General features: G+C 70.1%; 24 protein-coding genes and 3 pseudogenes. 8 read left to right on the top strand and 19 right to left on the bottom strand.

The annotated features are described in order from the left end of the window. Positions 1-24: 24 nt before the first annotated feature. Positions 25-1038: a phospholipase gene (locus E6G06_21055; GenBank protein ID TML86344.1), complete on the top strand. Its 1014-nt coding sequence runs from the start codon at positions 25-27 to the stop codon at positions 1036-1038. On the opposite strand, the gene E6G06_21050 is transcribed toward E6G06_21055, so the two are convergent. The 9 genes and pseudogenes from E6G06_21050 to E6G06_21010 all read right to left on the bottom strand — a co-directional run bounded on the left by E6G06_21050 (position 984) and on the right by E6G06_21010 (position 8251). Then, positions 984-1436, bottom strand: coding sequence for a hypothetical protein (locus tag E6G06_21050; protein TML86343.1), 453 nt, complete (start codon positions 1434-1436; stop codon positions 984-986). The genes E6G06_21055 and E6G06_21050 overlap by 55 nt on opposite strands. After that, a pseudogene (locus E6G06_21045) lies at positions 1429-1929 on the bottom strand (glycosyltransferase family 2 protein). Before E6G06_21045 ends, E6G06_21050 begins: the two are co-directional and overlap by 8 nt. 4 nt (positions 1930-1933) lie before the next feature. Beyond that, positions 1934-2668, bottom strand: a complete 735-nt coding sequence (locus E6G06_21040) for an SDR family NAD(P)-dependent oxidoreductase (protein TML86363.1) — start codon at positions 2666-2668, stop codon at positions 1934-1936. A gap of 5 nt (positions 2669-2673) precedes the next feature. Continuing rightward, entirely contained in the window at positions 2674-4005 is a 1332-nt protein-coding gene (locus E6G06_21035; GenBank protein ID TML86342.1) for a DUF4910 domain-containing protein, read from the bottom strand. Continuing rightward, entirely contained in the window at positions 3948-4472 is a 525-nt protein-coding gene (gene rfbC / locus E6G06_21030) for a dTDP-4-dehydrorhamnose 3,5-epimerase (protein TML86341.1), read from the bottom strand. Before rfbC ends, E6G06_21035 begins: the two co-directional genes overlap by 58 nt. Continuing rightward, positions 4469-5125, bottom strand: coding sequence for a PIG-L family deacetylase (locus E6G06_21025; GenBank protein ID TML86362.1), 657 nt, complete (start codon positions 5123-5125; stop codon positions 4469-4471). Before E6G06_21025 ends, rfbC begins: the two co-directional genes overlap by 4 nt. Before the next feature lie 70 nt (positions 5126-5195). Then, positions 5196-5977: pseudogene (locus E6G06_21020) on the bottom strand (glucose-1-phosphate cytidylyltransferase). Next, positions 5977-7197 (bottom strand): annotated as a pseudogene (locus E6G06_21015) (class I SAM-dependent methyltransferase). Before E6G06_21015 ends, E6G06_21020 begins: the two co-directional pseudogenes overlap by 1 nt. Before the next feature lie 10 nt (positions 7198-7207). Next, complete coding sequence (locus tag E6G06_21010) at positions 7208-8251, bottom strand: NAD(P)-dependent oxidoreductase (GenBank protein TML86340.1); 1044 nt, start codon at positions 8249-8251, stop codon at positions 7208-7210. Positions 8252-8556: 305 nt separating this feature from the next. On the opposite strand from E6G06_21010, the gene E6G06_21005 reads away from it, so the two are divergent. Both E6G06_21005 and E6G06_21000 read left to right on the top strand, forming a co-directional pair. Beyond that, positions 8557-9621: a hypothetical protein gene (locus E6G06_21005; GenBank protein TML86361.1), complete on the top strand. Its 1065-nt coding sequence runs from the start codon at positions 8557-8559 to the stop codon at positions 9619-9621. Positions 9622-9661: 40 nt separating this feature from the next. Continuing rightward, positions 9662-10081 carry a DUF1707 domain-containing protein gene (locus tag E6G06_21000; GenBank protein TML86339.1) on the top strand — a complete coding sequence of 140 codons (420 nt, stop codon included), beginning with the start codon at positions 9662-9664 and terminating at the stop codon, positions 10079-10081. Here E6G06_21000 and E6G06_20995 read toward each other — a convergent pair. From E6G06_20995 to E6G06_20985, 3 genes are read right to left on the bottom strand one after another with little or no spacing between them, the layout of a single operon-like run. Further along, entirely contained in the window at positions 10057-11829 is a 1773-nt protein-coding gene (locus E6G06_20995) for an acyl-CoA synthetase (GenBank protein ID TML86338.1), read from the bottom strand. The two genes, E6G06_21000 and E6G06_20995, sit on opposite strands and share 25 nt — an antisense overlap. Beyond that, positions 11745-12587 (bottom strand): TIGR03619 family F420-dependent LLM class oxidoreductase, encoded by an 843-nt coding sequence (locus E6G06_20990; GenBank protein ID TML86337.1) that lies wholly within the window; start codon positions 12585-12587, stop codon positions 11745-11747. Before E6G06_20990 ends, E6G06_20995 begins: the two co-directional genes overlap by 85 nt. Before the next feature lies 1 nt (position 12588). After that, complete coding sequence (locus E6G06_20985; GenBank protein ID TML86336.1) at positions 12589-13515, bottom strand: cyclase family protein; 927 nt, start codon at positions 13513-13515, stop codon at positions 12589-12591. A gap of 8 nt (positions 13516-13523) precedes the next feature. Between E6G06_20985 and E6G06_20980 the strand changes: the two genes are divergently transcribed. Then, positions 13524-13928 carry a DUF983 domain-containing protein gene (locus E6G06_20980; GenBank protein TML86335.1) on the top strand — a complete coding sequence of 135 codons (405 nt, stop codon included), beginning with the start codon at positions 13524-13526 and terminating at the stop codon, positions 13926-13928. A 76-nt stretch (positions 13929-14004) separates the two neighbouring features. On the opposite strand, the gene E6G06_20975 is transcribed toward E6G06_20980, so the two are convergent. From E6G06_20975 to E6G06_20965, 3 genes are read right to left on the bottom strand one after another with little or no spacing between them, the layout of a single operon-like run. Then, positions 14005-14205 carry a hypothetical protein gene (locus tag E6G06_20975; GenBank protein TML86334.1) on the bottom strand — a complete coding sequence of 67 codons (201 nt, stop codon included), beginning with the start codon at positions 14203-14205 and terminating at the stop codon, positions 14005-14007. Next, positions 14129-14266 carry a desulforedoxin gene (locus tag E6G06_20970; protein ID TML86360.1) on the bottom strand — a complete coding sequence of 46 codons (138 nt, stop codon included), beginning with the start codon at positions 14264-14266 and terminating at the stop codon, positions 14129-14131. The genes E6G06_20975 and E6G06_20970 overlap by 77 nt, the downstream gene beginning before the upstream one ends. A gap of 51 nt (positions 14267-14317) precedes the next feature. After that, entirely contained in the window at positions 14318-15475 is a 1158-nt protein-coding gene (locus E6G06_20965; protein TML86333.1) for a CoA transferase, read from the bottom strand. Between the two features lie 51 nt (positions 15476-15526). Here E6G06_20965 and E6G06_20960 point away from each other — a divergent pair, with 51 nt between their 5' ends. Beyond that, positions 15527-16678: a steroid 3-ketoacyl-CoA thiolase gene (locus E6G06_20960; protein ID TML86332.1), complete on the top strand. Its 1152-nt coding sequence runs from the start codon at positions 15527-15529 to the stop codon at positions 16676-16678. Here the strand turns inward: E6G06_20960 and E6G06_20955 are convergent. Both E6G06_20955 and E6G06_20950 read right to left on the bottom strand, forming a co-directional pair. Further along, positions 16675-17790: a nitronate monooxygenase gene (locus E6G06_20955; GenBank protein TML86331.1), complete on the bottom strand. Its 1116-nt coding sequence runs from the start codon at positions 17788-17790 to the stop codon at positions 16675-16677. The genes E6G06_20960 and E6G06_20955 overlap by 4 nt on opposite strands. A gap of 27 nt (positions 17791-17817) precedes the next feature. Further along, on the bottom strand, positions 17818-19410 hold the full coding sequence (locus E6G06_20950) for an acyl-CoA synthetase (protein ID TML86330.1): 1593 nt from the start codon (positions 19408-19410) through the stop codon (positions 17818-17820). A 51-nt stretch (positions 19411-19461) separates the two neighbouring features. Between E6G06_20950 and E6G06_20945 the strand changes: the two genes are divergently transcribed. The 3 genes from E6G06_20945 to E6G06_20935 are packed head-to-tail and all read left to right on the top strand — an operon-like array spanning position 19462 to position 21856. After that, positions 19462-20256, top strand: coding sequence for a crotonase/enoyl-CoA hydratase family protein (locus tag E6G06_20945; GenBank protein TML86329.1), 795 nt, complete (start codon positions 19462-19464; stop codon positions 20254-20256). Then, a complete protein-coding gene (locus E6G06_20940) occupies positions 20172-21434 on the top strand; it encodes an acetyl-CoA acetyltransferase (GenBank protein TML86359.1) in 1263 nt (420 codons plus the stop codon). The genes E6G06_20945 and E6G06_20940 overlap by 85 nt, the downstream gene beginning before the upstream one ends. Continuing rightward, on the top strand, positions 21431-21856 hold the full coding sequence (locus E6G06_20935; protein ID TML86328.1) for a Zn-ribbon domain-containing OB-fold protein: 426 nt from the start codon (positions 21431-21433) through the stop codon (positions 21854-21856). Before E6G06_20940 ends, E6G06_20935 begins: the two co-directional genes overlap by 4 nt. Before the next feature lie 6 nt (positions 21857-21862). On the opposite strand, the gene E6G06_20930 is transcribed toward E6G06_20935, so the two are convergent. Further along, complete coding sequence (locus tag E6G06_20930) at positions 21863-22519, bottom strand: PaaI family thioesterase (GenBank protein ID TML86327.1); 657 nt, start codon at positions 22517-22519, stop codon at positions 21863-21865. Then, complete coding sequence (locus tag E6G06_20925; protein ID TML86326.1) at positions 22519-24069, bottom strand: acyl-CoA synthetase; 1551 nt, start codon at positions 24067-24069, stop codon at positions 22519-22521. Before E6G06_20925 ends, E6G06_20930 begins: the two co-directional genes overlap by 1 nt. Positions 24070-24085 lie beyond the last annotated feature (16 nt).

The raw sequence follows: 24085 nt of genomic DNA, 5'->3' as shown, positions 1-24085 counted from the left end.
CCTCGTTCATTTAGGCTCGGCGCGATGAGGCTGCTGCGTCGACGTCACGTCCCTCTGCTCGCCCTGGTCGGGATGCTGGGCCTGGTTGTCGTCGCCTGCGATCGCGGCGTGCCCGACGGGCCCTTCGCGGTCGGGACGCGCTCGTTCACGTTCGTCGACACCAGCCGCGTCACCAGGGCCCACGACGGCCAGCCCGAGCTGCCGAGCCGCACGCTGCCGACGCAGGTGTGGTACCCGGCTCCGGGCGCCCCGAGCGGGCGCGACAAGGTGGACGCCCCGGCCGACAAGGTCCACGGGCCGTACCCGTTGGTGGTCTTCTCGCACGGCTACACGGGCAATGGCCCGGTCTACGGCGCGGTTCTGCGGGAGTGGGTCAAGCGGGGCTACGTCGTGGCCGCGCCCACCTTTCCCCTCACCCACGGCGGGACGCCCGGCGGCACCGTCATCGGCGACTACGTCGAGCAGCCCGGCGACGTGAGCTTCGTGATCGGCAAGATGTTGCGGCTGAACGAGCGGCCGGACAGCGCGCTGCACCATGTGATCGACCCGACCAGGATCGGGGCAGCCGGCCACTCGCTCGGGGCCATCACGACGATCGGCGTCGCCTACAACTCCTGCTGCCGCGACCCGCGTATCCGGGTGGCCATCCCGATCTCGGGTCTCGAGCTGCCGTTCCCCGGCGGGACGTCGGACTTCACCCGCACGCCGAGCCTCTTCATCCACGGCGACGCCGACGGCACCGTGCCGTACTCGGCCGGGCACGACGTGTTCCTCAAGCAGGCCAGGCGACCGAAGTACTTCCTGACCCTGTTCGGCGCGGGCCACGTCGACCTGTTCCTCGACGTCGACGGCAAGGTCATCAACAAGTCGGTGGTCGACTTCCTCGACTTCTACCTCAAGGAGCGCCCGTCGGGCCTGACCCGCATCCACCGCGACGCCAACGTGCCGAGCCGGCCGCCTGACCTGTTCCTCCGCCATCGCGGTCAGCGGCGCTTCAGCCGGGCGGGGCGGCGACGCGAGAGGTTGAGCCCGAGGTAGTTGTTGGGGCCCGGCAGGAGCAGCTTCCCGAGGTTGTCGGGCTGGGCGACCTTGCGTCCGACCGCCGCCACGCAGCGGGCCTTCTCCGCGGGGCCGAGGTGCGAGCGGCGGACCACACGCAGCCATTCGGTGATGATCTGCACCTCGGGGAAGAAGATCCGACCCGACCACTCGGGGTCCATCTTGAGCGCCATGTCGCGCTTGGCGTCGAGGATCTTGAACGTCGGGTACCGCATGAAGATGAGCTCGCCGGGGACCTTCTCGACCGTGCCGAGCAGGACCAGCTCCGCGAGCAGCACCTGGCACGACCCGAAGAAGAGGCGCAGCAGACCGGTGCGCTCGAGCAGGTCCGACCGCATCAGTCCGAAGAGCTCGTAGAACCACACCTTGCGCAGCACGATGTCGCTGAAGCGCTCGCTCGGCCGGCCGTCGCCGAGATGGCGCGGCGCGNNNGTCGCGGTGGCGGCGTTCGAAGTCGTCGGGGTTGCCGGCCTCGTCGATGAGGCGCGGCGTGGGGACTGCGATGGCGACGGCGGGATCGGCCTCGAGGGCCTCGACGCAACGGGCGAGGAACTCCGGAGCGACGACGTCGTCATGCGGCGCCCACTTGAAGTACCGGCCGCTCGCCAGCCTGAACAGGCCGTTGAAGTTCCTGGCCACGCCGACGTTCCTCTCGTTCCGCACGTACCGCACGCGCGGGTCGAGCCGCGCGTGACTCCGGCAGATCTCCTCGGTGCCGTCGGTGGACGCGTTGTCGGAGACGATGATCTCGAGGTCTTCGAACGTCTGCGCGCGCAGCGATTCCAGTGCGGCATCGATGCCGGCCTCACCGTTGTAGACCGGCACCCCGAAGGAGACGGTCGGCCGCGCAGAGCTCGTCGTCGACCCCACGAGGTCAGCGGGGCTTGGCGAACGGCCGCACGTGCAGGTCGGTGACCTCCGCGGTGCGGGGCAGGCGCAGCGCTTGGACGACGACCGCGGCGACGTCGTCGGGCTGGAGGAGGTGAGCGGCCACGTACGGCCGGCTGGTCTCGCGGAAAAGGCTGTGAAGGCTGCGCTGCTTGTGAAGACGTTCTTGCATGGGGGAGGCCGTTCTGCCGGGATAGACGCTGAGCACGCGGATCCCGTCGTCGTTCGCCTCACATCGTAAGGAATCGGCGAGCGCCTTCAACGCATGCTTGGTGGCGGCGTACTGGGACGCGCCGGCCGACGCGTGCAGGCCCGCGCTGGAGTTGACGAACACCACCTGGCCCCGGGCCCGCCGCAGGAGGGGCAGGAGCCGTTGCGTCAACAGGTAGGGGACCCGCAGGTTGAGGCGGTACATGTGGTCGAGCGCGTCGATCGGGGCCGCCGCCACGCAACCGAGGACGGCCGTCCCCGCCGCGTGCACGAGGACGTCGAGGCCGTCGAGCCCGTCGAGGCCGCCCGCCTCTGTCGTGAGCGTCGAGACGAGCCGCTCGACGTCGTCGTCCTCGACCAGGTCGGCCCGCTCGCCTCGGATCGACGGACAGGCCGCGGTCAGCGCGTCGAGTGCCTCTGGCCGCCGGCCCACGGCCCACACCGGCGCGCCCTCGGCCGCCAGAGCCACCGCGATGGCGCGCCCGATGCCACTCGTGGCGCCCGTCACCAGCGCGGTCACGGCCGCGACTCGAGCAGGCCGACACGGACGAGCGCGTCGGCCGCGGCCCGCACCGTCGCGAACGGGAGGCCGGCGCGCGCCGCGATGTCGAGCAGCGAGTGCGTGCCGTCGGAGAGGTTGAGCACCCACAACAGCGCCACGCGGTCTACGCCGGCGTCGTCCCCGCCGACCGAGGGATACAGCCCACGCGCGCCGAGGCGCGGCTCGCACATGGGGTTGACGTTGAGGTAGGCGCGGTCACCCTCCAGCACGTCGACGATCTCGACGAGCACGCTCAGCGACTCGGCGAGGTGCTCGGGGCGGACGAGGCTGAGGTCGTCGGCAGAGGTGTGGTACTCGGGGAATCGACCCTGAGGCGAGCGCGTCAGGCCGCCGACAGGAAGGTTGAAGCCCGGTGAGCAGAACTGGCGCTCGTCGTAGCCCCACGGCGAGAAATCGACCACCTCGTGCTCACCCGGCCGGTGGGCCAGCGTGTGGGCCACGGCGCGGACGATGGTCGCGTCGCCGCGCCGGCTGCGCTTGTAGGTGAACGGGGCACCGTCACCGATGCACGCCAGCACCAGGCCCTGCTTGACGCGGTCGACGTTCGCCCGGTTGGCGCTGAGCCACGTGATCGCGCCGATGGTGCCGGGGACGAAGAGGAACCGGTACGAATAGCGGTTGCGGGACGTCCGCAGGTGAGCCGCGAGGAAGGTGGCGACGGCGATGCCCGAGAGGTTGTCGTTGGCGAGCGAAGGGTGACACACGTGGCACGACACGAGCACCTCGTCGTCGGTCTCACCCGGGATAAGGAGCTCGCCGTAGGTGAGGTGACCGTCGCGCAGGTCCGAGTCGATGACGACCTCGTACTCGCCGTCGCCGAGTGAGGCGCGCTGCCGCTCGCTCATGCAGAAACCCCAGTCCCGCGAGTAGTACGACGTGCGGTACGGGACCCGGTCGGGCTGGTCGGGCAGGCTGTGGAGGTGGGTGTCGAGCTCCGCCCGCGAAAGCCGGGCCCGGGTGGGGACGCTGTAGCTCATGACGTGGAGGTTCGACGTCTCGAAGTCGACGACGCGCCGCCCGTCCGGGCCGGTGATGTGCGCGCTCCGGATGTTCCACTCGGGGGGCACGGTCCAGTCGAACACCTGCGTGCCGCTGGCGACCTCGCGGATCTCGAGCGGAACGTGCTTGGCCACCCGCCGCAACGTCTCCCGCACCCCGTCGCCGGTGATGCTCCGGCAGAGCGGGTACAGCTCGGCCACGAGCTTGTGCATCTCCCGACCGGAGGTGCTCACAGGAGCGGCCAGGTGCGGTCGCGGTCGGAGATGATGTCGGGTGCCGCGGGCCATGCGATGCCGAACGCGGGGTCGTCCCAGCGCACGCCGCTGGCGGCGCCGGGCGCGTGGTCGGTCGACATCTGGTAGAGCACCTCGCTCTCGTCCTGCAACGTCAAGAACCCATGGGCACAGCCCCGCGGGACGTAGACCGCGTCACGGTTGTCCGCGGTGAGGGTGGCGGTGCAGTGGTCGAGGTAGGTCGGCGATGCGGGCCGCAGGTCGACGATGACGTCGAAGATCGCACCTCGTGTGCAGCGCACGACCTTGGCCTCCGCGTGGGGCTGCGCCTGGTAGTGGAGCCCGCGCAGCGTGCCGCGGCCCTTGTTGTACGAGATGCTGCACTGGGAGAGCGACGGCTCGAGGCCGTGCTCGGCGAACTCACGCGCGCACCACGTGCGCGCGAAGAAGCCGCGATCGTCCTCGAGCGGGGCCGGCTTCACCAGGAACGCCTTGGTGACGGTGAGGGGCTCGAAGATCATCCTGCGACCAGCTTGCGGCAGTGGAAGGCCTCGGCGTGACCCGACGGCGCCTTCGACTCGATCCCGCGGATCCGCAAGAGCGACCAGAAGGTGTCCTCTGTGAACCAGTGCTTGTCGTGCTGGCTGGGGAAGAACTTGGTGAGGTAGCCGATCTTCTGCTCGCACAGGCGCGCATCGACGTGGACGAAGAAGTTGGGCTGACCCAGGTCGCCCTCGAACTTCGGGATCTCGTACTCGAGCAGGAGGCTGTTGCGGAAGGTGTGGCGGGCCAGCTCGCAGAGGAGGCGATGGTCCTGGTGCATGTCCGCGGCCCGGTGGGTGAAGACGATGCCCGGGTCGAGCTCGCGCCCGAGATCGTCGAAGTACTCCTTGATCTCCGCCCCCACGAAGGGGAAGTAGCGCTCGCGGAAGGTCTCGACGCGGACGTCGCGGCGCGCCGCCGACGCGAGGAAGGCATCGGCGCTCTCCTTCGCCTCCGTCTCTCGACCGGCGTCGGAGCTGAGCACCACCCACGTCACCTCGAGCTGCGGGTTCGCCTCGAGGAGCCGGAGCACGGTGGCGCCACACCCGATCTCGATGTCGTCACAGTGGGCGCCCAGGAGCAACACCGTGGGCGTGCGGGCCGCCAGGCCGTCGAAGTCGAGGCTGAACATCGCAGTCGAGGGCATCGCGGTCGAGGGCATCGCAGGTTGCATCGGATCGAACGGCACGGCAGTTGACGGGCTAGCCGGCCCGCGCCTGCCACCCCGGCTTCCAGACCTCCCAGGGCGCGTGGCCGGACTCGTACATGTCGTCGAGCAGCTGCTTGTCCTTGAAGCTGTCCATGGCCGTCCAGAAGCCCTTGTATCTGTACGACGCATGAGCCGCTCGAACGGCTCGTAGACGAGGTCCTCTCCCGGACCGATGGCGTCGAAGACCTCCTGCTTGAACGCGAAGAAGCCGGCGTTGATCCACACGTCGGACTCGCAGATGGGCTGCACGGCCGTCACCAGCCCGCCGGGCGAGGCCGTCACGACGTGGTAGGAGTGCGTGGAGCGCACCGAGAGGAAGCTGGCGGCGCGGTCCATCGAGCGGAAGTACTCGAGGTACGTCGGGAGATGGAGGTCGGTGAGGCCGTCGCTGTAGTTGGCGAGAAACTCGTCGTCGCCCCCGAGGTACGGCTGCACGGCGCGGAGGCGTTGGCCGATGCTGGCGGAGAGGCCGGTGTCGACAAAGGTGATGCTCCAGTCGTCGATGTCGCGGTTCAGCAGGCGCAGCTCGGTCCCGCCGCGGGTCAGGACGAAGTCGTTCGAGAGGGCCTCGTTGTAGTTGATGAAGTAGTTCTTGACGTGGTCGGCCTTGTAGCCGAGCGCGAGGATGAACTCGGTGTGGCCGAAGTGCGCGTAGTACTTCATGACGTGCCAGAGGATGGGGCGGTAGCCGATCTCGACCATGGGCTTGGGCACGGTGTCGGAGTACTCCCGCAACCGCGTGCCGAGCCCGCCGCAGAACAGAACAACCTTCATCAGTCGTAGACCTTCGCCTCGGGGATGGGAACGATGAACTTGCCGCCCCAGTCGCGCACGTGCGCGAGCTGCTCGATGATCTCGTCCTTCAGGTTCCACGGCAGGATGAGCACGAAGTCCGGACGAGCCGCGTCGACGTCGTGCGGCGCGCCGATGCGGACGTGGGTGCCGGGCAGGAACCGGCCCTGCTTGTGCGGGTTGCGGTCGACCGTGAAGTCGAGGAAGTCGCCGCGGATGCCGCAGTAGTTGAGGAGCGTGTTGCCCTTGCCCGGCGCGCCGTACCCCACCACCGTCTTGCCCGAGGCGCGCACGTCGATCAACAGGTCGAGCAGCTTCCGCTTGGTCTCCTCCACCTGGTGCTTGAACGCGTCGTAGTACTCGAGTCGCTCGACGCCCGCGGCCCGCTCCTTGCTGCGCATCTCCTCCACCGCCGCGGTCGTCGGATGCGACCCGGAGGCGGCATGGCACCCGTAGATCCGCAACGACCCGCCGTGGCTCGGAAGCTCCTCCACGTCGAAGAGCCGGAGACCGTGCGCGGCGAAGATGCGCTCGGCCACCAGGAACGAGAAGTAGCTGAAGTGCTCGTGGTAGATGGTGTCGAACTGGTTCTCGGCGACGAGGCGCAGGAGGTGGGGGAACTCGATCGTCACCACGCCGTCGTCCGCCAGCAGCGTCTCGATGCCCGCCACGAAACCGTTGAGGTCGGGCACCTGCGCGAGCACGTTGTTCCCGACGACCAGGTCGGCCGCCCGACCCTCGCCGCGTACCTGCTCCGCCACCTCGGGCCCGAAGAACACGGTGCGCGTGCGCACCCCGCGGGCGTTGGCCACCTCGGCCACGTTCTGCGCCGGCTCGATGCCGAGCACCGGGATGCTCTTCGCCACGAAGTGCTGGAGCAGGTAACCGTCGTTGCTGCCGAGCTCGACGACCAGGCTCCCCGGGTGCAGGGACAGGCGCTCGCTGATCGCGTCCGCGTACCTGCTCGCGTGGCGGACCCAACTGTCGGAATACGACGAGAAGTACGGGTAGTCGGTGAAGATGTCGGCCGGGGAGACGTACTCCTCCAGCTGCACGAGCAGGCACTGCTCGCAGACGTAGACGTGGAGCGGGTAGAAGGGCTCCATCTGGTTCAGGTCGCGCGCGTCGAGGAACGTCTCGCACAGCGGTGACATCCCCAGGTCGACGAAGGTGTGGTGCAGATCGGCGTGGCAGAAGCGGCAGGAGGCCACGTCAGCGTCCCACCGCGGGAACCCGCCGACGCAGGTCGTCGTCGAGCAGCCCGGCCTGCATCAGCTCGCGGATGTGGAGCAGCCGTATGAAGCGCGGCCCGATGAACTCCTCGAGCGTCAGCCCGTAGCTCCGGTAGGCGCGCAGCAGCTCCTCTGCCCCCATCTGCACGTCCCATTCGAAGGCGAGGTCGGGAAGGGCGGCGTGCAGCTTGGTGAAGTCGACGCGATAGCAGCGACTGTCGGCGCTGCCCTCGGGCGCGTACGCGACCCGACTGCCGGGCACGACGCCGGCGACGATCTCGGCGACGTCGCGGATCTGGTGGTTGGCGATGTCGCTCCCGACGTTGAACGCCTGGTTGTGCACGACGTCGCGCCGCGCTTCCAGCACGGCCAGGAAGGTGCGCGCCACGTCCTGCACGTGGACGAGCGGTCGCCATGGGGTTCCGTCGCTCATGATCAGCACCTCGCCCGTGAGCTGGGCGAAGCCGACGAGGTTGTTGACGACCAGGTCGACGCGTAGCCGGGGAGAGAACCCGTAGACGGTGGCGTTGCGGAGGAACGTGGGACTGAAGCCGTCGTCCGCGAGCGCGGCGACGTCGCGCTCGACGAGGAACTTCGACGTGCCGTAGGCGGTCACCGGGCTGAGCGGTGCCGACTCGGTGACGGCGGTGGTCGGGTCGGCGGCGCCGTAGAGGCTGCACGACGAGGCGAACAGGAAGCGCTCGACGCCGGCGGCCCGGGCCAGCTGGGCCAGTCGCACCGAGGCCCGATGGTTGATCGCCAGGGTGCACGCCGGGTTCAGGTCGCCGAGAGGGTCGTTGGAGACGGCCGCCAGGTGCACGACCGCATCGAATCCGGCCAGGTCGTCGGGCCGGACGTCGCGCAGGTCGAGCTGCAGCCCGGGCACGTCGTGGGCGTCGGGGCCCAGGGTGCACCCCGCGAACAGCCCGGCGTCGAGGCCCATCACCTCGTGCCCGCCGTCGCGCAGCGTGGGGCCCACGATTCGCCCCAAATAGCCGTCGTGACCGGTTACGAGCACTTTCATCGCAGACACCCCCTTCCCCCTCTCGGAAAGTAGCGGACTGCCCACGAAGCGGGAAATAGTGCAGACGGCCTATAAGGGTCCGATCGCCCACGATCCCGACGGCGGCCGGTCGCAGGAGACCCTCGGCTACCGTGTCATTGACTGCGTGTGCTCGACGGCGCGCCGTCGAGCCGAGACCATCTGAACCGGGGGGGACCGTGAGGCGAGCGCTCGCACTCGTTGTCGGCACACTGCTCCTGTGGACGGCTGCGCCGGCCCGGGCGAGCGGCGAGCGGCAGGGCCCCGAGCACCACCGTCCCGGGCAGGTGCGCCTCAACCAGATCCAGGTGCTGGGGACGCACAACAGCTACCACGTGCACGGCGGGCCGAGCCTCTTCTCGCTGCTCCGGAACTTCAGCCCTGCGCTGGCCGACAGCCTGGACTACGGGCAGCTCCCCCTCGATCAGCAGCTCGCCGGTCAGGGCATCCGCCAGTTCGAGCTCGACGTGTTCACCGACCCCTTCGGTGGCCTCTACGCCGACCCGGCGGGGCCGCGGATCGTCGCCCAGTCGGGGTTACCGCCCGACCTCCCGCCCAACGACCCCAACGGGGTGCTCCGGCGCCCCGGGCTCAAGGTGCTCCACGTGCAGGACATCGACTTCCGCAGCACCTGCCTCACCTTCCGCATCTGCCTGCGCACGATCAAGCGGTGGTCCGACGAGAACCCGTCCCACCTGCCGCTGATGATCCTCGTCGAGCTCAAGTCCGACGCCATCCCCGACCCCGGCTTCGGCTTCGTCGTCCCCCGCCCGTTCGAAGCGGCCGATGTCGACGAGGTGGACAAAGAGATCCGCTCGGTGTTCTCCGAGCGGGAGCTGATCACGCCCGACGACGTGCGCGGCCGCAACGACACGCTCGAGCAGGCCGTCCTCACGCGCGGGTGGCCCCGACTGGCGGAAGCGCGCGGCAAGGTGCTGTTCACGATGGACAACGAAGGCCGGGAGAAGGACCTCTATCTGGCCGGCCACCCGTCGTTGCGCGGGCGGGTGCTGTTCACCAGCTCGCGACCGGGCGCGCCGGAGGCCGGGTTCGTGAAGCTGAACGATCCCTTGAGCGACGGCGCGCTCATCCGCGACCTCGCCGCCCGCGGCTACATCATCCGCACGCGTGCCGACGCCGACACGGTCCAGGCCCGGACCGGCGACACCACGATGCGCGACGCGGCACTGGCCAGCGGGGCCCAGTTCGTGAGCACCGACTACCCGGTGCCCAACCCGGCGTTCGGCACCGGTTACTTCGTCGCTCTGCCGGGCGGAGGCACGGCGCGCTGCAACCCCGTCAGCGCACCGCCGAGCTGCCAGGGAACGAGGTTGGAGCGCCTCCACCGGTAGCGCTTTCTGTCGCGGCGGCGGTTGGGGAAGACTGGCAGCCATGCCCGGCGAGCTCGAGGAGGGGCGCTCCCATCCGGCGTTGCGCGTGTCCGACGCCGACCGGCACCGCGTCGTGAACGTCCTGCAGGAGCACTGCTCCCAGGGCCGATTGACGGTCGACGAGTTCTCGGAGCGGACGAGCGAGGCGCTCGCGTCCCGCACGCAGGCGGACCTCGACCGGGTGCTGCGTGAGCTCCCGGCCCTGCCCCCGCCGTCGCCGCCCGTGCGCCGGCTCCGCACGAAGGCGCAGCGCGACTTCGCCCTGCACGCCGCGACCTACCTGTTGGTCGACCTCTTCCTCGTCATCGTGTGGCTGATGGGCGGACGCGGCTACTTCTGGCCGGTCTGGGTGGTCGTGGCCTGGGGGCTTCCCGTCGCGCTCCACGGCCTCCTGGTCTACGGGCCCTTCACCGCCGAGTAGTCGCCCGCGTCGATCGCGCGCGCCCGCGCCCACCGGTAGTCGGGCTTGCCCGCGGGTGTGCGCACGATCTCGTCCACCAGGTGCACCTGACGAGGCGCCTTGTAGCTCGCGATGGAGTTGCGACAGTGGTCGCGCAGTGACTCGACGGTCGGCTTCGCGCCCGGGCGTGGGGCCACGAGCGCCACGACCCGCTCGGCGAAGCGCTCGTCGGGCACGCCGACCACGACCGCGTCGAACACGTCGGGGTGCGCCTTGAGCGCCGCCTCGACCTCTTCGGGGAACACCTTCTCGCCACCCGTGTTGATCGACACGGATCCGCGGCCGAGCAGGGTGATGGCGCCGTCGGCCTCGATGGTCGCGAAGTCGCCCGGCACCACCCATCGCACGCCGTCGGCGTCGCGCAGGAACGTGGCCGCGGTCTTGCCCTCGTCCTTGTAGTAGCCGAGCGGGATGTGCCCTCGCTTGGCCAGCCGTCCGACCTCCCCCGAGCCGGGCGTCACCGGGCGGAGCTCGTCGCCGAGCACCGTCGTGTGCTCGCCCATCGTGAAGCGGGGCCCCGCGGCGGGCGCGCCGACGTCCATCACCGAGCCGTTGGCGCCCGTCTCCGACGCGCCGAAGCTGTCGATCACCATCACGTCCGGCAGCGCCGCTCGCAACTCCTCCTTGACCGCCTTCGACAGGATGGCCCCGCCCGAGCCGATCACCGCGAGCGCGGTGAGGTCGAAGCGGCCGTCGTGCCCGCCGAGGGCCTCGGCGAGCGGCCGGGCCATGGCGTCGCCGACCACCATCAACGAGTTGGCCCGTTCCCGTTCGACGATGCGCCAGATCTCGTCCGCGTCATAGCCGCGGCCGGTGTAGAGCACGACCGTGCCCGCGGTGGTGAGGGTGATGAACGTTACCCATTGGCCGCCGCCGTGCATCAGGGGGGCGGTCACACAGGCCACGACCGGTTCGTTCGCGGCGCCGCGCGCGAGGTCGTCTGGCCGCTCCGCGGGTGGGCCCGCGAAGTTCCCGCCACCCATCGCCCCGAAGAAGATGTCCTCGCTCCGCCACATCACGCCCTTGGGCATCCCGGTCGTGCCGCCGGTGTAGAGGATGTAGAGGTCGTCGGGGGAGCGCGGTCCGAAGCCACGCTCCGGGGACGCACCCGCGAGCGCGTCCTCGTAGGGCACGGCCCCGGGGGTCGTCGTCGCGCGGCTGTCGGTGTGGCTGCCGCTCTCGTCGTCGACCACGACGAGGTGGCGCAGGCGAGGCAGATCGGGCAGCACGGCGGCGACCTTCGGTGCGAACGAGCGCTCGAACACGAGCGCCGCCAGGTCCGCGTTGTCGAAGATGTAGCGCAGCTCGTCCTCGACGTAGCGGTAGTTCACGTTGATGGGCACGGCGCGGGCCTTGTACGCGCCGAGCATGGTCTCGACCCACTCGGCCCGGTTCCACGCGTAGATCCCGACGTGGTCGCCGGGCCCGACGCCGCGGTCGAGCAGGTGGTGGGCCACGCGGTTGGCCCGGCGGTCGAGCTCGTCGTAAGTGAGCCGGACGTCGCCGGCCACCATCGCGAGCCGTTCGGGGCAGGCGTCTGCGACCACCTCGAACAGGTCGGCGAGGTTGAAGGCACGCGGCGTCGAGGCCGTGTTCGTTGCGTCCGTGTTCGTCGAGTCCGTGTTCACAGCCGGGCGACGACGGTCTCGGCGAAGCGCTCGACCGCGGCGCGACGCGCCGATGCCTCGGTCGCGTCGGGCCGCATCCATGGCGCGCACAGCAGTCCGGTGACGCCCGCGTCCTCCATGCGTCGGTACAGGTCGGCGTCGGGGCGGGCCAGGAGGCTGACGATCACCTCGAAGTCGCGGTCGCCGCGCTCGCGCCGCACCCGACCGACGAGCTCGACCGCCCGCTCGGGCGGGTACGCGTTGCCGATCCAGCCGTCGAGTCGGGACGCGCGCTCGATGGCGCGGCGCGACTGGCCGCCGCAGTAGATGGGCACGGGCGCGGCGGGCACCGGCGACATCTGCAGGCGGTGGAAGTCGTAGTGCTCGCCGTGGTGCTCGACCATCCCACCGCGCCACAACGCGCGCACGACCTCGATCATCTCGTCGAGGCGACGCCCCCGGTCGCCGAAGGGTTGACCCAGCTGCTCGAACTCCTCCCGCATCCACCCCGCCCCGACACCGAGGGCGACGCGGTCGCCGGAGAGCACCGCCGCCGTGCCCACCTGCTTGGCGACCAGGAAGGGGTTGCGAGCCGGCGCGACGTAGACGTTGGTCATGAAGCGGAGGCGCGTCGTCACCGCGGCCATCGCGCCGATCAGCACCCACGGGTCGGGCCACGGGGTGCCGGGCGTGAACGGGGGCGACCCGTCGTGTGTGTACGGATACGGCGTCGACAGCTTCTCCGGGTAGAAGACGTGGTCGGACACCGCGATGCCGTGGTAGCCGGAGACGTCGGCCAGGCGGGCCATGTCGAGCAGCTCGTCGGGCTCGAGGTACGCGACGCCCAGCCAGAACTTCACGTCACTTGACCGCGACCGGGTTGACCGGCGTGCCCAGGCCGCCGACGAACGGTTGCGGCGAGGCCTCGAGCAGGAACTCGTGGACGCCGTCGTCCGCGCAGTCGGCGGCCAGCTCCTCGAGGTCGAAGTTCTGGCCCTGGGTCATCCCCATCTCGACGAGGTGCAGGAGGTGCACAGGGAGCGGCAGGTCGGCGCGTTCGCTCGGGTAGACCTCGAACGTGAGGCTGTCGGTCGCGAGCGCGGCGACGTCGTGGTTGCGGAACCACTCGACCGTCTGTAGCGAGGGCCCCGGGTTGGGGTACGCGTAGCCCATCTTGTCGCCCGCCTTCAGATGGGTGATCTGGCCGGTGCGCAACAGCACGATGTCGCCGGCCGTCACCTTCAGGCGGGCGCGCTCCTCTGCGGCGTCGAGATCGTCGGCAGTCAGCGCGTAGCCCGGTTCGAGCCGCTCCACACCGAGGGCGCGTGCCGCGTCGAGCAGCACACCGCGCCCGACGATCGCCGCGATCTTGTCGATGCCGCAATGGGCCGCGCCGCGGTCGGTGATGGACGCGGCCGGGAAGCCGTTGTAGAGACGACCCGCGTAGCTGACGTGGGCGAGCGAGTCCCAGTGGGTGGCCGCCTGCAGGGCCATCACCACGATGTCGTCGCTCGAGCAGAACTGGTCGGGGTCGCCCGTGAGGGGCCGGTTGATCGCGACCATGGTGCGCAGGGGGTTGATGCGGCCGGGGATGAAGCCGAGCTGGGGACCGTCGAGCGAGAGCGGGATGGCGAGCGAGAACGTGCGACCCCGCTTCACGCACGCGGCGCCGCGGGCAACGACCTCCGGCGTGATGAGGTTGAGCGTTCCGATCTCGTCGTCGTCGCCCCAGCGGCCCCAGTTGTTGACCTTGCGGGCCAGCTCCTCGAACTCCGGCGGCATCGGCATGTGCTGGGATGTTAGGGATGGCGAGACCGCTCGGGCGAGCCCTGCTCCGTCGCTGCCCGCGCTGCGGCGCCGGCGGTTTGTTCACGCGGTGGTTCACCATGGCCGAGCGCTGCCCGCGCTGCGGCATGCGCTTCGAACGCGAGGAGGGGTTCTTCCTCGGCGCCTACGTCGTGAACTTCGCCGTGACCGAGGGCCTGCTGCTCGTGCTGCTGATGGCGTACGTGCTCGTGCAGGCGAACGCCTCCGACGGCGTGCCGGTGCTCCCGGTCGTGCTCGCCACGGTGAGTGCGGCGGTGCTCATGCCGCTGGTCTTCTATCCGGTGTCGCGCACGATCTGGGTTGCCGTCGAGCTCGTCATGCGGCCGCTCGAGATCGACGAGGAGCTCGACGCCGACGCGCACCGTGCCGTTTGAGCGCGTCATGCGCCTTCCTGTCGTAGTTAGCCGTCCTCAGGACGCCTAACTACGACAAGAAGGCGAGTCAGTGGGGTCAGTCGGACGACGGGAGGGGCTTGGGCTGCATGACCTCCATGGTCCGGTCGTGGCACGCCAGCGCGCCGTCGCCCGCCTTGGTCACCAGCACCTGGGCGCCGCACTCCTCGCACGTGTAGCGCTTACCCAGCAGGTTTGCCACCGGCCGCCTCCCCTTCGCGCCCGGCCATCGGTTGCCCGCAACACGACAGCGGCCCACCGGGCGCCTTGACGATGATGATCTCGGTGCCGCAGGAGGCGCACCGCAGCCGTTGTCCCACCGCGGGTGCGGTCATGCGCTCACCCTACCGTCGCCTCGGCGCGGGGCCGGCTCAGACGATCGTATCGGCCGCGCGGAGCTCATCGATCTCGGCGGGGGTGAAGCCCCACGCGGCGAGGACTTCGTCGTCGTCGTCGCCGGAGTGCGTCGGCGGGCGGCCGATGGTTGCGGGTGTGCGGCTGAACCGGGGTGCGGGGGCGGGCTGGGGCACGTCGTCGATGCGGAGGAACGTGTGCCGCGCCCGGTTGTGGGGATGGTCGGGGGCCTCGGTCGGGGCGAGGACCGGCGCGAAGCAGGCGTCGGTGTGCTCGAGCAGCTCGCACCACTCGTTGCGCGTCTTCGTGCGGAACAGTGCGGCCAGTCGCTCCTTCTGCACGGGCCACTGCTCCTTGTCCCATTGCGCATCGAGGTCCCCGTCGTCGGCCAGTCCCAACCGGCTGCGCAGCTCGGCGTAGAACTGGGGCTCGATGGCACCGACCGCGACCCACTCGCCGTCGGCGGTCTCGTACGCGTCGTAGAACGGAGCGCCGGTGTCGAGGAAGTTCGTGCCGCGCGGTCCCCAGAACCCGCTCGCACGCGCCGCGTAGAACGGCGTCAGCATGAGTGCGGCACCATCGACCATCGCCGCGTCGACGACCTGTCCCCTGCCCGATGCGGCCCGCTCGAACGCGGCGCACGCCACGCCGAACGCGAGCAGCATGCCGCCGCCGGCGAAGTCGGCGAGCACGTTTATCGGCGGCGTCGGCGGTTGCCCGGCGCGCCCCAGGGGCTCGAGCGCGCCGGCCAGCGCGAGGTAGTCGATGTCGTGACCGGCCACGTGCGCGTACGGACCCTCCTGACCCCAGCCCGTGAGACGGCCGTAGATGAGGCGGGGGTTGCGCGCCATGCACACGTCGGGGCCGAAGCCCAGCCGCTCCGCGACGCCGGGCCGGAACACCTCGAAGAGGGCGTCGGCCCGGTCGACCAGGCGCAGCAGCGTGGCGACGCCCTTCGGCTGCTTGAGGTCGACGGCCAGCGACCATTTGCCCCGGTTCATGGCGCTGCTCGCCGGTTGCGATCGATCGACGGCCTGGCCGGCTTCGACCCGGTCGATGCGGAGCACGTCCGCGCCCATGTCGGCCAGGAGCATGCCGGCAAACGGCCCCGGCCCCAGGCCCACAAGCTCGATCACCTTCAGCCCGGCCAACGGTCCGGTACGTGCAGTTCCCATGGAAGTAGAACCGATTCTAGAATCACGGCGACCGCGTCGGAGGAGAGCACCGTGGCCCAACCTGTGATCGTCGAAGCCGTCCGTACACCGATCGGGAAGCGCAACGGCCGGCTGTCGGGGCTGCACGCGGCCGACGTCCTCGCGGCCGCCCAGGTCGAGGTGGTGAAGCGGGCGGGTCTCGACCCGTCCGACGTCGAGCAGCTCATCGGCGGGTGCGTCACGCAGGCGGGGGAGCAGGCGTCGAACGTCACCCGCAACGCGTGGCTCGGCGCCGGCATGCCCTACGAGGTGGCCGCCACCACGGTGGACTGCCAGTGCGGTTCGTCGCAACAGGCCAACCATCTCGTCGCCGGCCTCATCGCGGCCGACGCCATCGAGGTGGGCATCGCGTGCGGGGTCGAGGCCATGAGCCGGGTGGGCCTCGGGATGAACGTCATCAACGGGCCCGGCACCTCGCGCCCGCCCGGCTACCCGGCCGAGATGCCCGACCAGTTCGGCGCGGCGGAGCGCATCGCCGTGCGCAGGGGCATCACGCGTGACGACGTCGACGCCTTCGCGCTCGCCTCACAGCAGCACGCGGCACGCGCCCAGGCGGAGGGCCGCTTCGACCGCGAGATCGTGCCCGTCGAGGTGGCCGAAGGCGGTGACGGCCTCGAGGTGACGGTCGTCGACCGTGACCAGGGGCCGCGCGACTCGACCATCGAAGGGTTGGCCAAGCTCAAGCCCGTCCTCGACGACGGCATCCACACCGCGGGCAACAGCTCACAGATCTCCGACGGCGCCGCCGCCGTGCTCTGGATGTCGGAGGCGCGCGCCAAGGCGGCAGGGATGCGCCCTCGCGCCCGGATCGTGGCCCAAGTTCTGGTGGGCTCCGAGCCCTATTACCACCTCGACGGTCCGGTCGACGCCACCCGCAAGGTGCTGCACAAGGCGGGCATGACGATGGCCGACATCGACCTGTTCGAGGTCAACGAGGCCTTCGCCTCCGTCGCTCTCTCGTGGGCGCGCGTGCACGAGCCCGACATGGACAAGGTCAACGTCAACGGCGGCGCCATCGCCCTCGGCCATCCGGTGGGTGCGACCGGGAGCCGGCTCGTCACCACCGCCCTGCACGAGCTCGAGCGCAGCGACAAGACCCTCGCGCTCATCTCGATGTGCTGTGGCGGCGCGCTCGCGACGGGCACCATCCTCGAGCGCCTCTAGGAGTCCGACAAGAGCTTGCCGAGGCGTTCGCTGGCGTCGACGAACTCCTCGACCATCTCGAAGATCACGTCCTTCACCGGGCGCACGTTGCGCATGGTGCCGACGATCTGACCGACAGGGATGCCGATGAGCTCGGCGGTCTGGGCCTTGGCGATGCGGCGTTGGGCCTCGGCCGTCAGCATGTACTGCAGCGGCATGGGCAGCGTGCCCGGGCAGTCCTCGCGGTCCCACGCATCGGTCCACCCGGTGCGCAGCTGACGGGCGGGCTTCCCCGACAGGCAGCGCGAGCGCACGGTATCGCGCGACGACGCGTGCAGCAGCTTGTCGATCACGATCGGGCCCATGTCGCTCTCGGTCACGGTGAGCCAGATCGACCCTGTCCACACGCCGTCCGCGCCGAGGGCCATCGCAGCCGCCATCTGCCGGCCGTTGCCGATCCCGCCCGCGGCGAGCACGGGCACCGGCGCGATCGCGTCGACCACCTCGGGCACGAGCACCATCGAGGCCACCTCTCCCGTGTGCCCGCCGGCCTCGTGGCCCTGGGCCACGATGATGTCGACGCCCTGGTTCACCTGACGCTGGGCCTGCTGCACGCTCCCGACGAGCGCGGCCACCTTCACGCCGTGCTCGTGCGCCAGGTCGACGATGTCCTTCGGCGGCGGCCCGAGGGCGTTGACGAGCAGGCTGATCGGATGGGAGAGCGAGATGTCGACCTGCGGGCGGGCGCCCTCGTGGGTCCAGCCGAGCAGGCCGACGGGCTTCTCGTCGTCGTCGGTGAGCTTGGGCACGTGGTGCTCTTCGAGCACCTTCTCCACGAACTGCTTGTGCTGCGCGGGGATCATGTCGGCCAGCTCGTCGGCCATGTGCTCGGGGTCGATCTCGCCCGCGCCCGTGTACGACGCGGGCATGACGACGTCGACGCCGTAGGGCTTGCCGTCGACGTGCTCGTCGATCCACCTCAGCTCGATCTCGAGCTGCTCGGGCGAGAACGCGAGCGCGCCGAGCACGCCCATGCCCCCTGCTCGACTGACGGCGGCGACGACGTCGCGACAATGGCTGAAGGCGAAGATCGGCAGGTCGATCCCGAACTGCTCACAAAGCCGTGTCTGCATGTCGCCTCTCCCTGTGTCTTCGCGTTCTCAGGCTGTTCCCGCGCCCCGGGCGGCGCCGGCCTCGGCGATCCGCTTGGCCCAGGGATAGTCGGGCTTGCCGCTCGGCGACCGTTGCATCTGATCGACGAGGTGCAGCTCGCGCGGCACCTTATAGCCCGCGATCTTCGTGCGGCAGTGCGCCTGGATCTCCTCCAGCGACGCGGCCGCGCCCGCTCGCGCCTGCACCACCGCGGCCACCTTCTGTCCCCACCGCTCGTCGGGCACGCCCACGACGATCACGTCGTACACGGCCGGGTGCGACTTGACGGCCGCCTCGACCTCCTCGGGGAAGATCTTCTCGCCGCCCGAGTTGATCGACTGCGAGCCGCGGCCGAGCAGCGTGATGGTGCCGTCGGCCTCGACGGTGGCGAAGTCACCGGGCATCGCGTAACGGACGCCGTCGATCTCGACGAACGTCTCCGCCGTCTTCAGCTCGTCCTTGAGGTAGCGGAGCGGGATGTTCCCGCGGCGGGCCACCTTGCCGATCACGCCCGACCCGGCCTCGACCGGCTTCCCGTCCGCATCGAGCACGACCGTGTCGACGACCGCCCGTACCGTCGGGCCACCCTTCATCGCGGTGTTCCCCGCCTGCACCACCGTGATCCCGTTCGTGCCGCTCTCCGACGCGCCGATCGCGTCGGTGAGGACGAGGTTCGGGAAGCGGGCGAAGAACTGGTCCTTCACGGACGGCGAGAAGACGGCCGCGCTGCTCGTGAGGACGACCAGCGACGACAGGTCGTAGTGGGCCCCCGCGTCCTCGAGCGCCTCGATGAGCGGACGCCCCATCGCGTCGCCCGTGATCATCACGCCGTTGATCTTCTCGCGCTCGACCAGCTCCCAGACCCGGCGGGGGTCGAACTTGCCGACGAGCACGACCTTGTTGCCGATGAAGCTCTGGCCCATCACCGCCCACTGCGTGGCCCCGTGCATCAGCGGGGCGATCGGCAGGTAGGTCAGCGGGCCGCCCGCCCTCCCCTTGTCCACCATGGCCTCGGGCCGGTCGACGCGCTCGTTGGTGGTGGGGTCGATCCCACCGCCGAGCGCGAAGAAGACGTCTTCGTGGCGCCAGACGACGCCCTTGGGCAGGCCTGTGGTGCCGCCCGTGTAGAGGATGTACAGGTCGTCGCCCGATCGGGGGGGGAAGTCGCGTTCGGGCGACTGCGCGGCGAGCGCGTCCTCGTAATCGTCCTCGATCACGAGCGTGTGCCGGAGGAGCGGGAGGTGCTTGCGCACGGTGTCGACCCGGGGCCCGAACTCCCGCTGGTGGATGAGCGCCTTCAGGTCCGCGTTCTCGAAGATGTACGCGAGCTCGTCCTCGACGTAGCGGTAGTTGATGTTGATCCACACCGCGCGGAGCTTGAAGACGGCCCAGAGCGCCTCGACCCACTCCGCGCAGTTGTACGCGTAGATGCCGACGTGGTCGCCGGGGCCGACGCCCTGAGCGGCGAGGTGGTGGGCGAGACGGTTGGCCCGCGCCTCCATCTCCTCGTACGTCCGCCGCTTGCCTTCGGCGACGAGGTACTCGCGCTCGCCGAAGGCGTCGACCGCCGCCTCGAAGAGGTCGGCGAGGTTGAAGTGCATCCCGCGTAGTAGAACATGTTCCTACTTTGCCGGGCAACCGAGAGGAGCGTCGTGGGCGGCACCGAGCACTGCACGGTCGAACGGCACGGGCACACGGTCGTCGTCACCATGAACCGGCCGGAAGCGAAGAACGCGCTGAGCCTGCCGATGCTCGTCGGCATGGCCGACGCGTGGGACGAGATCGACGGCGACGACGACGTTCGCTGCGCGGTCCTCACCGGCGCGGGAGGCGCGTTCTCCTCGGGCATGGACCTCAAGTCCATGAGCGGCCCCGTGGACGAGAAGTACCAGCGGCGGCGGGAGGCCGACCCCGACCTCCACTGGAAGGCGCTCCTGCGCCACTACCACCTGAAGAAGCCGCTGATCGCCGCGGTCGAGGGCTTCGCCGTCGCGGGCGGCACAGAGATCCTGCAGGCCACCGACATCCGCGTGGCCGGAGAGGGAGCCACGTTCGGAGTGTTCGAGGCCAAGCGCGGGCTGTTCCCGCTCGGCGGTTCCACCGTGCGCCTGCGCCGGCAGATCCCCTACACGATCGCGATGGACATCCTGCTGACCGCGCGGCCGGTGAGCGCGCGGGAGGCGCTCGAGATCGGGCTCATCGGCCGGGTGGTGCCCGACGGGCACGCGCTCGACGAGGCGATGAAGATCGCCGACGTCATCGCGCACAACGGGCCGTTGGCGGTCGAGGCCATCAAGCGGTCGGTGCGCGCGACGGAGGGCCTGCCCGAGGACGAGGCGCTCGCGGTCGAGCTCGAGATCGGCTGGCCGGTCTTTGCCACCGAGGACGCGCAAGAGGGCCCGCGCGCCTTCGCCGAGAAGCGTCCGGCCGAGTTCCGGCGCAAGTAGCCGTGGGCGATCGCACTCCTGTCATCGCGGGCATCGGCCTGAGCGACTATCCGAAGGCGCCCGCGCTCGACGCGGTCCAGCACCACGCGCTCGCGCTGCAACGCACGCTCGACGACTGCGGCCTCGCCAAGCGCGAGATCGACGGCTACGTCAGCGCCGGCGGTGGTGGCGGCATGATGATCGACGACGCGGTGACGATGGCGGAGTACCTCGGCATCGACCATCGGTGGGTCGACGGCACCATGACGGGCGGGTCGTCGTTCGAGTTCCACGTGCAGCACGCGGCTGCAGCGATCCGCCAAGGCTACTGCGACACGGTTCTCATCACCTACGGCTCCGACCAGCTCTCGCGCATGGGTCGCACGCTCGGCACCGGTGGGTTCGCGCGGACGGGACAGCGGGTGCCAGGGCCCATCCAGTTCGAGGTTCCCTACGGCAACTCGTTGGTCGGCGCCTATGCGATGGTCGCCCGCCGTCACATGCACGAGTTCGGCACCACGTCGGAGCAGCTCGCGGAGATCGCGGTGGGGGTGCGCGAGCACGCCCGCCTCAACCCCGACGCCATGTACCGCGGACCTCTCACCGCCGACGACGTCGTCAACTCACGGCTGATCGCCGACCCGCTGCACAAGCTCGACTGCTGCGTGATCTCCGACGGCGGCGGGGCCGTCATCCTGACCACGGCCGAGCGCGCGCGCGACCTGCGTCAGCCGCCGGTCTACGTGCTCGGCGCAGCCGGAGCCCAGACGCACTGGAACATCAGCCAGTGTCCCGACTTCACCTCGTCGGCCGCGGTCGCGAGCGGGGCGGAGGCGTTCGCCCAGGCCGGGGTCACACCCGACGACATCGACACCGTGCAGTTCTACGACAGCTTCACCATCACCGCGCTCGTGCTGCTCGAGGGTCTCGGGTTCTGCAAGCAGGGCGAGGGCGGGCCGTTCGCGGCGGAGGGCCATCTGCGGCGGGGCGGCCGGCTACCGCTCAACACAGACGGCGGTGGGCTGTCGTCGTGCCACCCGGGGATGCGCGGCATCTTCCTGCTCATCGAGGCGGCCCGGCAGCTGCGCGGCCAGGGAGGCGAGGCGCAGGTGCCCGACTGCGCGCTCGCGCTCGCCTGCGGCTCGGGCGGCTGGCTGTCGTGCATCGGAACCGTGATCCTCGGCAAGGAGGAGCCATGAGCGGGCCCCGGGAACCCGACGGCGAGTGGTTGCGGCCGCTGCCGCGGCCCGACAACGTCACCGCGCCCTACTGGGAGGCGGCGGCGCGCCGCGAGCTGCTCATCCAACGCTGCCCCGCGTGCGGACACCGTCAGTTCTACCCGCGCGCCCTCTGCACCGTATGCGGCGCGGACCCCGAATGGGAGCGCGCGTCGGGCCACGGCACCGTGCACACCTTCACCGTGATCCGCCAGAACTACGCCAAGCCGTTCCGCGACGAGCTGCCGTATGTCGTCGCGATGATCGAGCTCGACGAGGGCCCGATGATGATGAGCAACGTCACCCACTGCGCGCCCGACGACGTCCGCATCGGCATGGCCGTCGAGGCGTACTTCGTGACGGCGGACGACGACATCGGCGTGCCGTTCTTCCGCCCTGCCTGACAAGGGTCAGCGCGGCACCGATCCGTCCCGCGGGGAGATGAAGACGATCTCTGCCTCCGACAGCAGCTCGTCGCCGTCGTGGCACCTGCCCCAGACGAAGATCTTGCGGCCCTCGACGCGATCGACGCCGGCCTCGTAGTCGAGGCGGCGGTTGAGGGGCGTGGGTCGGCGCATCCTCACGGTCAGCGTGCCGGTGTAGCCGGCCTGGCCCGACGCCATCTGCGCGAACCCGAGCAGGTCGTCGAAGGCGGCCGCGATGAACCCGCCGTGCAGGCAGCCCGCAGGGCCTTCGTAGGGCTCGTCGTAGACCGCCCATCCCCGCACCTTGTCGCCCTCGAACCACATGTGGAGGGGTGAGGCGAGCGGGTTGCTGCGCCCTGCGATGCCGCTGCGCTCGAGCAGCGCGGAGTCGGGCCCTCCCGCCGACGCCAAGCCGCCGCGTGCCCGCAGGCTCGGAAGTGCCTCCAACCGGTCGGCGATGGCGCGCATGCCCGTCACCAGCGCGTCGAGCTCGGCCCGGTCGACGAGCTCCACGTCGAGCAGCGCGATGTGGGCGATGGCCCGCTTGGTCTCCGCGACGAGAGCGTGCTTGCGCGCCCGCGGCTCGTCCTCCGCCGGGTCGAGGGTGACGTAGATCTCGTGCGGATCGGGCAGCCGCGCCATCAGATGGCCCGCTCGCGTCCCTCCCAGTAGGGATCGCGCAGCTTGCGCTTGTAGAGCTTGCCGTTGGGGTCGCGGGGCATCTCGGCCACGAAGTCGATCGACTTCGGCATCTTGAACTTCGCCAGCTTGTCGCGGGAGAACGAGAGGATCTCGTCCGCGAGCGCGGGGCCCGGGTCGACGCCCGGCGCGGGCTCGATGACCGCCTTCACCTCTTCTCCCCAGTCCTCGTGCGGGATGCCGAAGACGGCCGCGTCTCCCACCTTGGGGTGGGTCAGCAGCACGCTCTCGATCTCCGCCGGGTAGATGTTGGCGCCGCCGGAGATGATCATGTCGGCCTTGCGGTCGCAGAGGAACAGGTAGCCGTCCTCGTCGAGGTAGCCGATGTCGCCGACGGTGAAGTACTTGCCCTTGCGGCTCTTGTCGGTCTTCTCCTTGTCCTTGTAGTACTCGAAGTTGCCGGTCTGCATGTGCATGTACACGGTGCCGATCTCGCCCGCGGGGAGCGGGTTGCCCTCGTCGTCGAGGATCACGACCTCGGAGATGGGCCATGCCTTGCCCACCGTGCCCGGCTTCTTCAGCCACTCGTCGGGGAAGACGATCGTGCCGCCCCCTTCACTGGCCGCGTAGTACTCGTCGATCACGGGCCCCCACCACTCGATCATGCGGCGCTTGATCTCGGGCGGGCACGGCGCGGCGGCGTGCACCATGTGCCGGAGGGACGAGACGTCGTACTTCTCCTTCACCTCGTCGGGCAGCGCGAGCAACCGGTGGAACTGCGTCGGCACCATGTGGCTGTTCGTCACGCGGTAGCGCTCGATCCGCTCCAGCATGCCCTCCGGTGTCCATTTGTCCATGACGACGATCGTGTGCCCGATGTGGAGCGCGCCGCCCGAGAACACGAGCACGGCGGTGTGGTACAGCGGCGAGCCCACGATGTGGACGTTGTCGTCCTGGGGTTGCAGCCGGAAGAGGAAGAGCATCCCGCCGAAGCCCATCGACGATGCCTCCGGCGTGGTGCCGGGCAGCGGCCGGCGAACGCCCTTGGGCTTTCCGGTGGTGCCCGACGTGTAGTTCATCACGCCCCCGGTCGTGCGGTCCGCGGGCAGGTCGATGGGCTGGCCGTGCTTCAGCTCGTCGTAGGCGCGGAAGCCGGGGATGTCGCCGACGGCGAAGCGTCCCTCCTTCGGGAAGTCGATCTCGTCGGCCGCGGCGATGCAGACGTCGGCGAAGCGGGCGTGGGCCACGAGCGCCTTGGCCTCACAGTCGTCGACGATGTAGGCGATCTCGGGGCCCACGAGGTGGTGGTTGATCGGCACGAGATACCAACCCGCCTGGAGGGCGGCGAGGTAGAGCTCGAACACGGGCGCGCTGTTGGGGAGCACCATGGCGATCGAGTCACCCGGTTGCAGCCCGAACGCGCGCAGGCCGTGCACGAGCCGGTTGGCTTCGGCCAGGAGCTCGCCGGAGCTCACCTCGCGCCCGTCGGGCTCGACCAGCGCGGTGTACGTGGGGTCGTCGCGGGCCATGGCCCAGAAGCCGAGGTCAGGCATGGCGCGGACACTAGTG

The sequence above is a fragment of the Actinomycetota bacterium genome (genome assembly GCA_005888325.1).
Lineage (GTDB): Bacteria > Actinomycetota > Acidimicrobiia > Acidimicrobiales > AC-14 > AC-14.
This window is presented reverse-complemented; position numbering and strand designations above follow the sequence as displayed.

Coding starts and splice junctions, on each gene's coding strand:
- E6G06_21055 (TML86344.1), top strand. CDS start 25: ATGAGGCTGCTGCGTCGACGTCACGTCCCTCTGCTCGCCCTGGTCGGG.
- E6G06_21035 (TML86342.1), bottom strand. CDS start 4,005: ATGGCCCGCGGCACCCGACATCATCTCCGACCGCGACCGCACCTGGCC.
- rfbC (TML86341.1), bottom strand. CDS start 4,472: ATGATCTTCGAGCCCCTCACCGTCACCAAGGCGTTCCTGGTGAAGCCG.
- E6G06_21025 (TML86362.1), bottom strand. CDS start 5,125: ATGTTCAGCCTCGACTTCGACGGCCTGGCGGCCCGCACGCCCACGGTG.
- E6G06_21010 (TML86340.1), bottom strand. CDS start 8,251: ATGAAAGTGCTCGTAACCGGTCACGACGGCTATTTGGGGCGAATCGTG.
- E6G06_21000 (TML86339.1), top strand. CDS start 9,662: ATGCCCGGCGAGCTCGAGGAGGGGCGCTCCCATCCGGCGTTGCGCGTG.
- E6G06_20995 (TML86338.1), bottom strand. CDS start 11,829: ATGGATGCGGCCCGACGCGACCGAGGCATCGGCGCGTCGCGCCGCGGT.
- E6G06_20985 (TML86336.1), bottom strand. CDS start 13,515: ATGCCGATGCCGCCGGAGTTCGAGGAGCTGGCCCGCAAGGTCAACAAC.
- E6G06_20980 (TML86335.1), top strand. CDS start 13,524: ATGTTAGGGATGGCGAGACCGCTCGGGCGAGCCCTGCTCCGTCGCTGC.
- E6G06_20965 (TML86333.1), bottom strand. CDS start 15,475: ATGGGAACTGCACGTACCGGACCGTTGGCCGGGCTGAAGGTGATCGAG.
- E6G06_20955 (TML86331.1), bottom strand. CDS start 17,790: ATGCAGACACGGCTTTGTGAGCAGTTCGGGATCGACCTGCCGATCTTC.
- E6G06_20950 (TML86330.1), bottom strand. CDS start 19,410: ATGCACTTCAACCTCGCCGACCTCTTCGAGGCGGCGGTCGACGCCTTC.
- E6G06_20935 (TML86328.1), top strand. CDS start 21,431: ATGAGCGGGCCCCGGGAACCCGACGGCGAGTGGTTGCGGCCGCTGCCG.
- E6G06_20930 (TML86327.1), bottom strand. CDS start 22,519: ATGGCGCGGCTGCCCGATCCGCACGAGATCTACGTCACCCTCGACCCG.
- E6G06_20925 (TML86326.1), bottom strand. CDS start 24,069: ATGCCTGACCTCGGCTTCTGGGCCATGGCCCGCGACGACCCCACGTAC.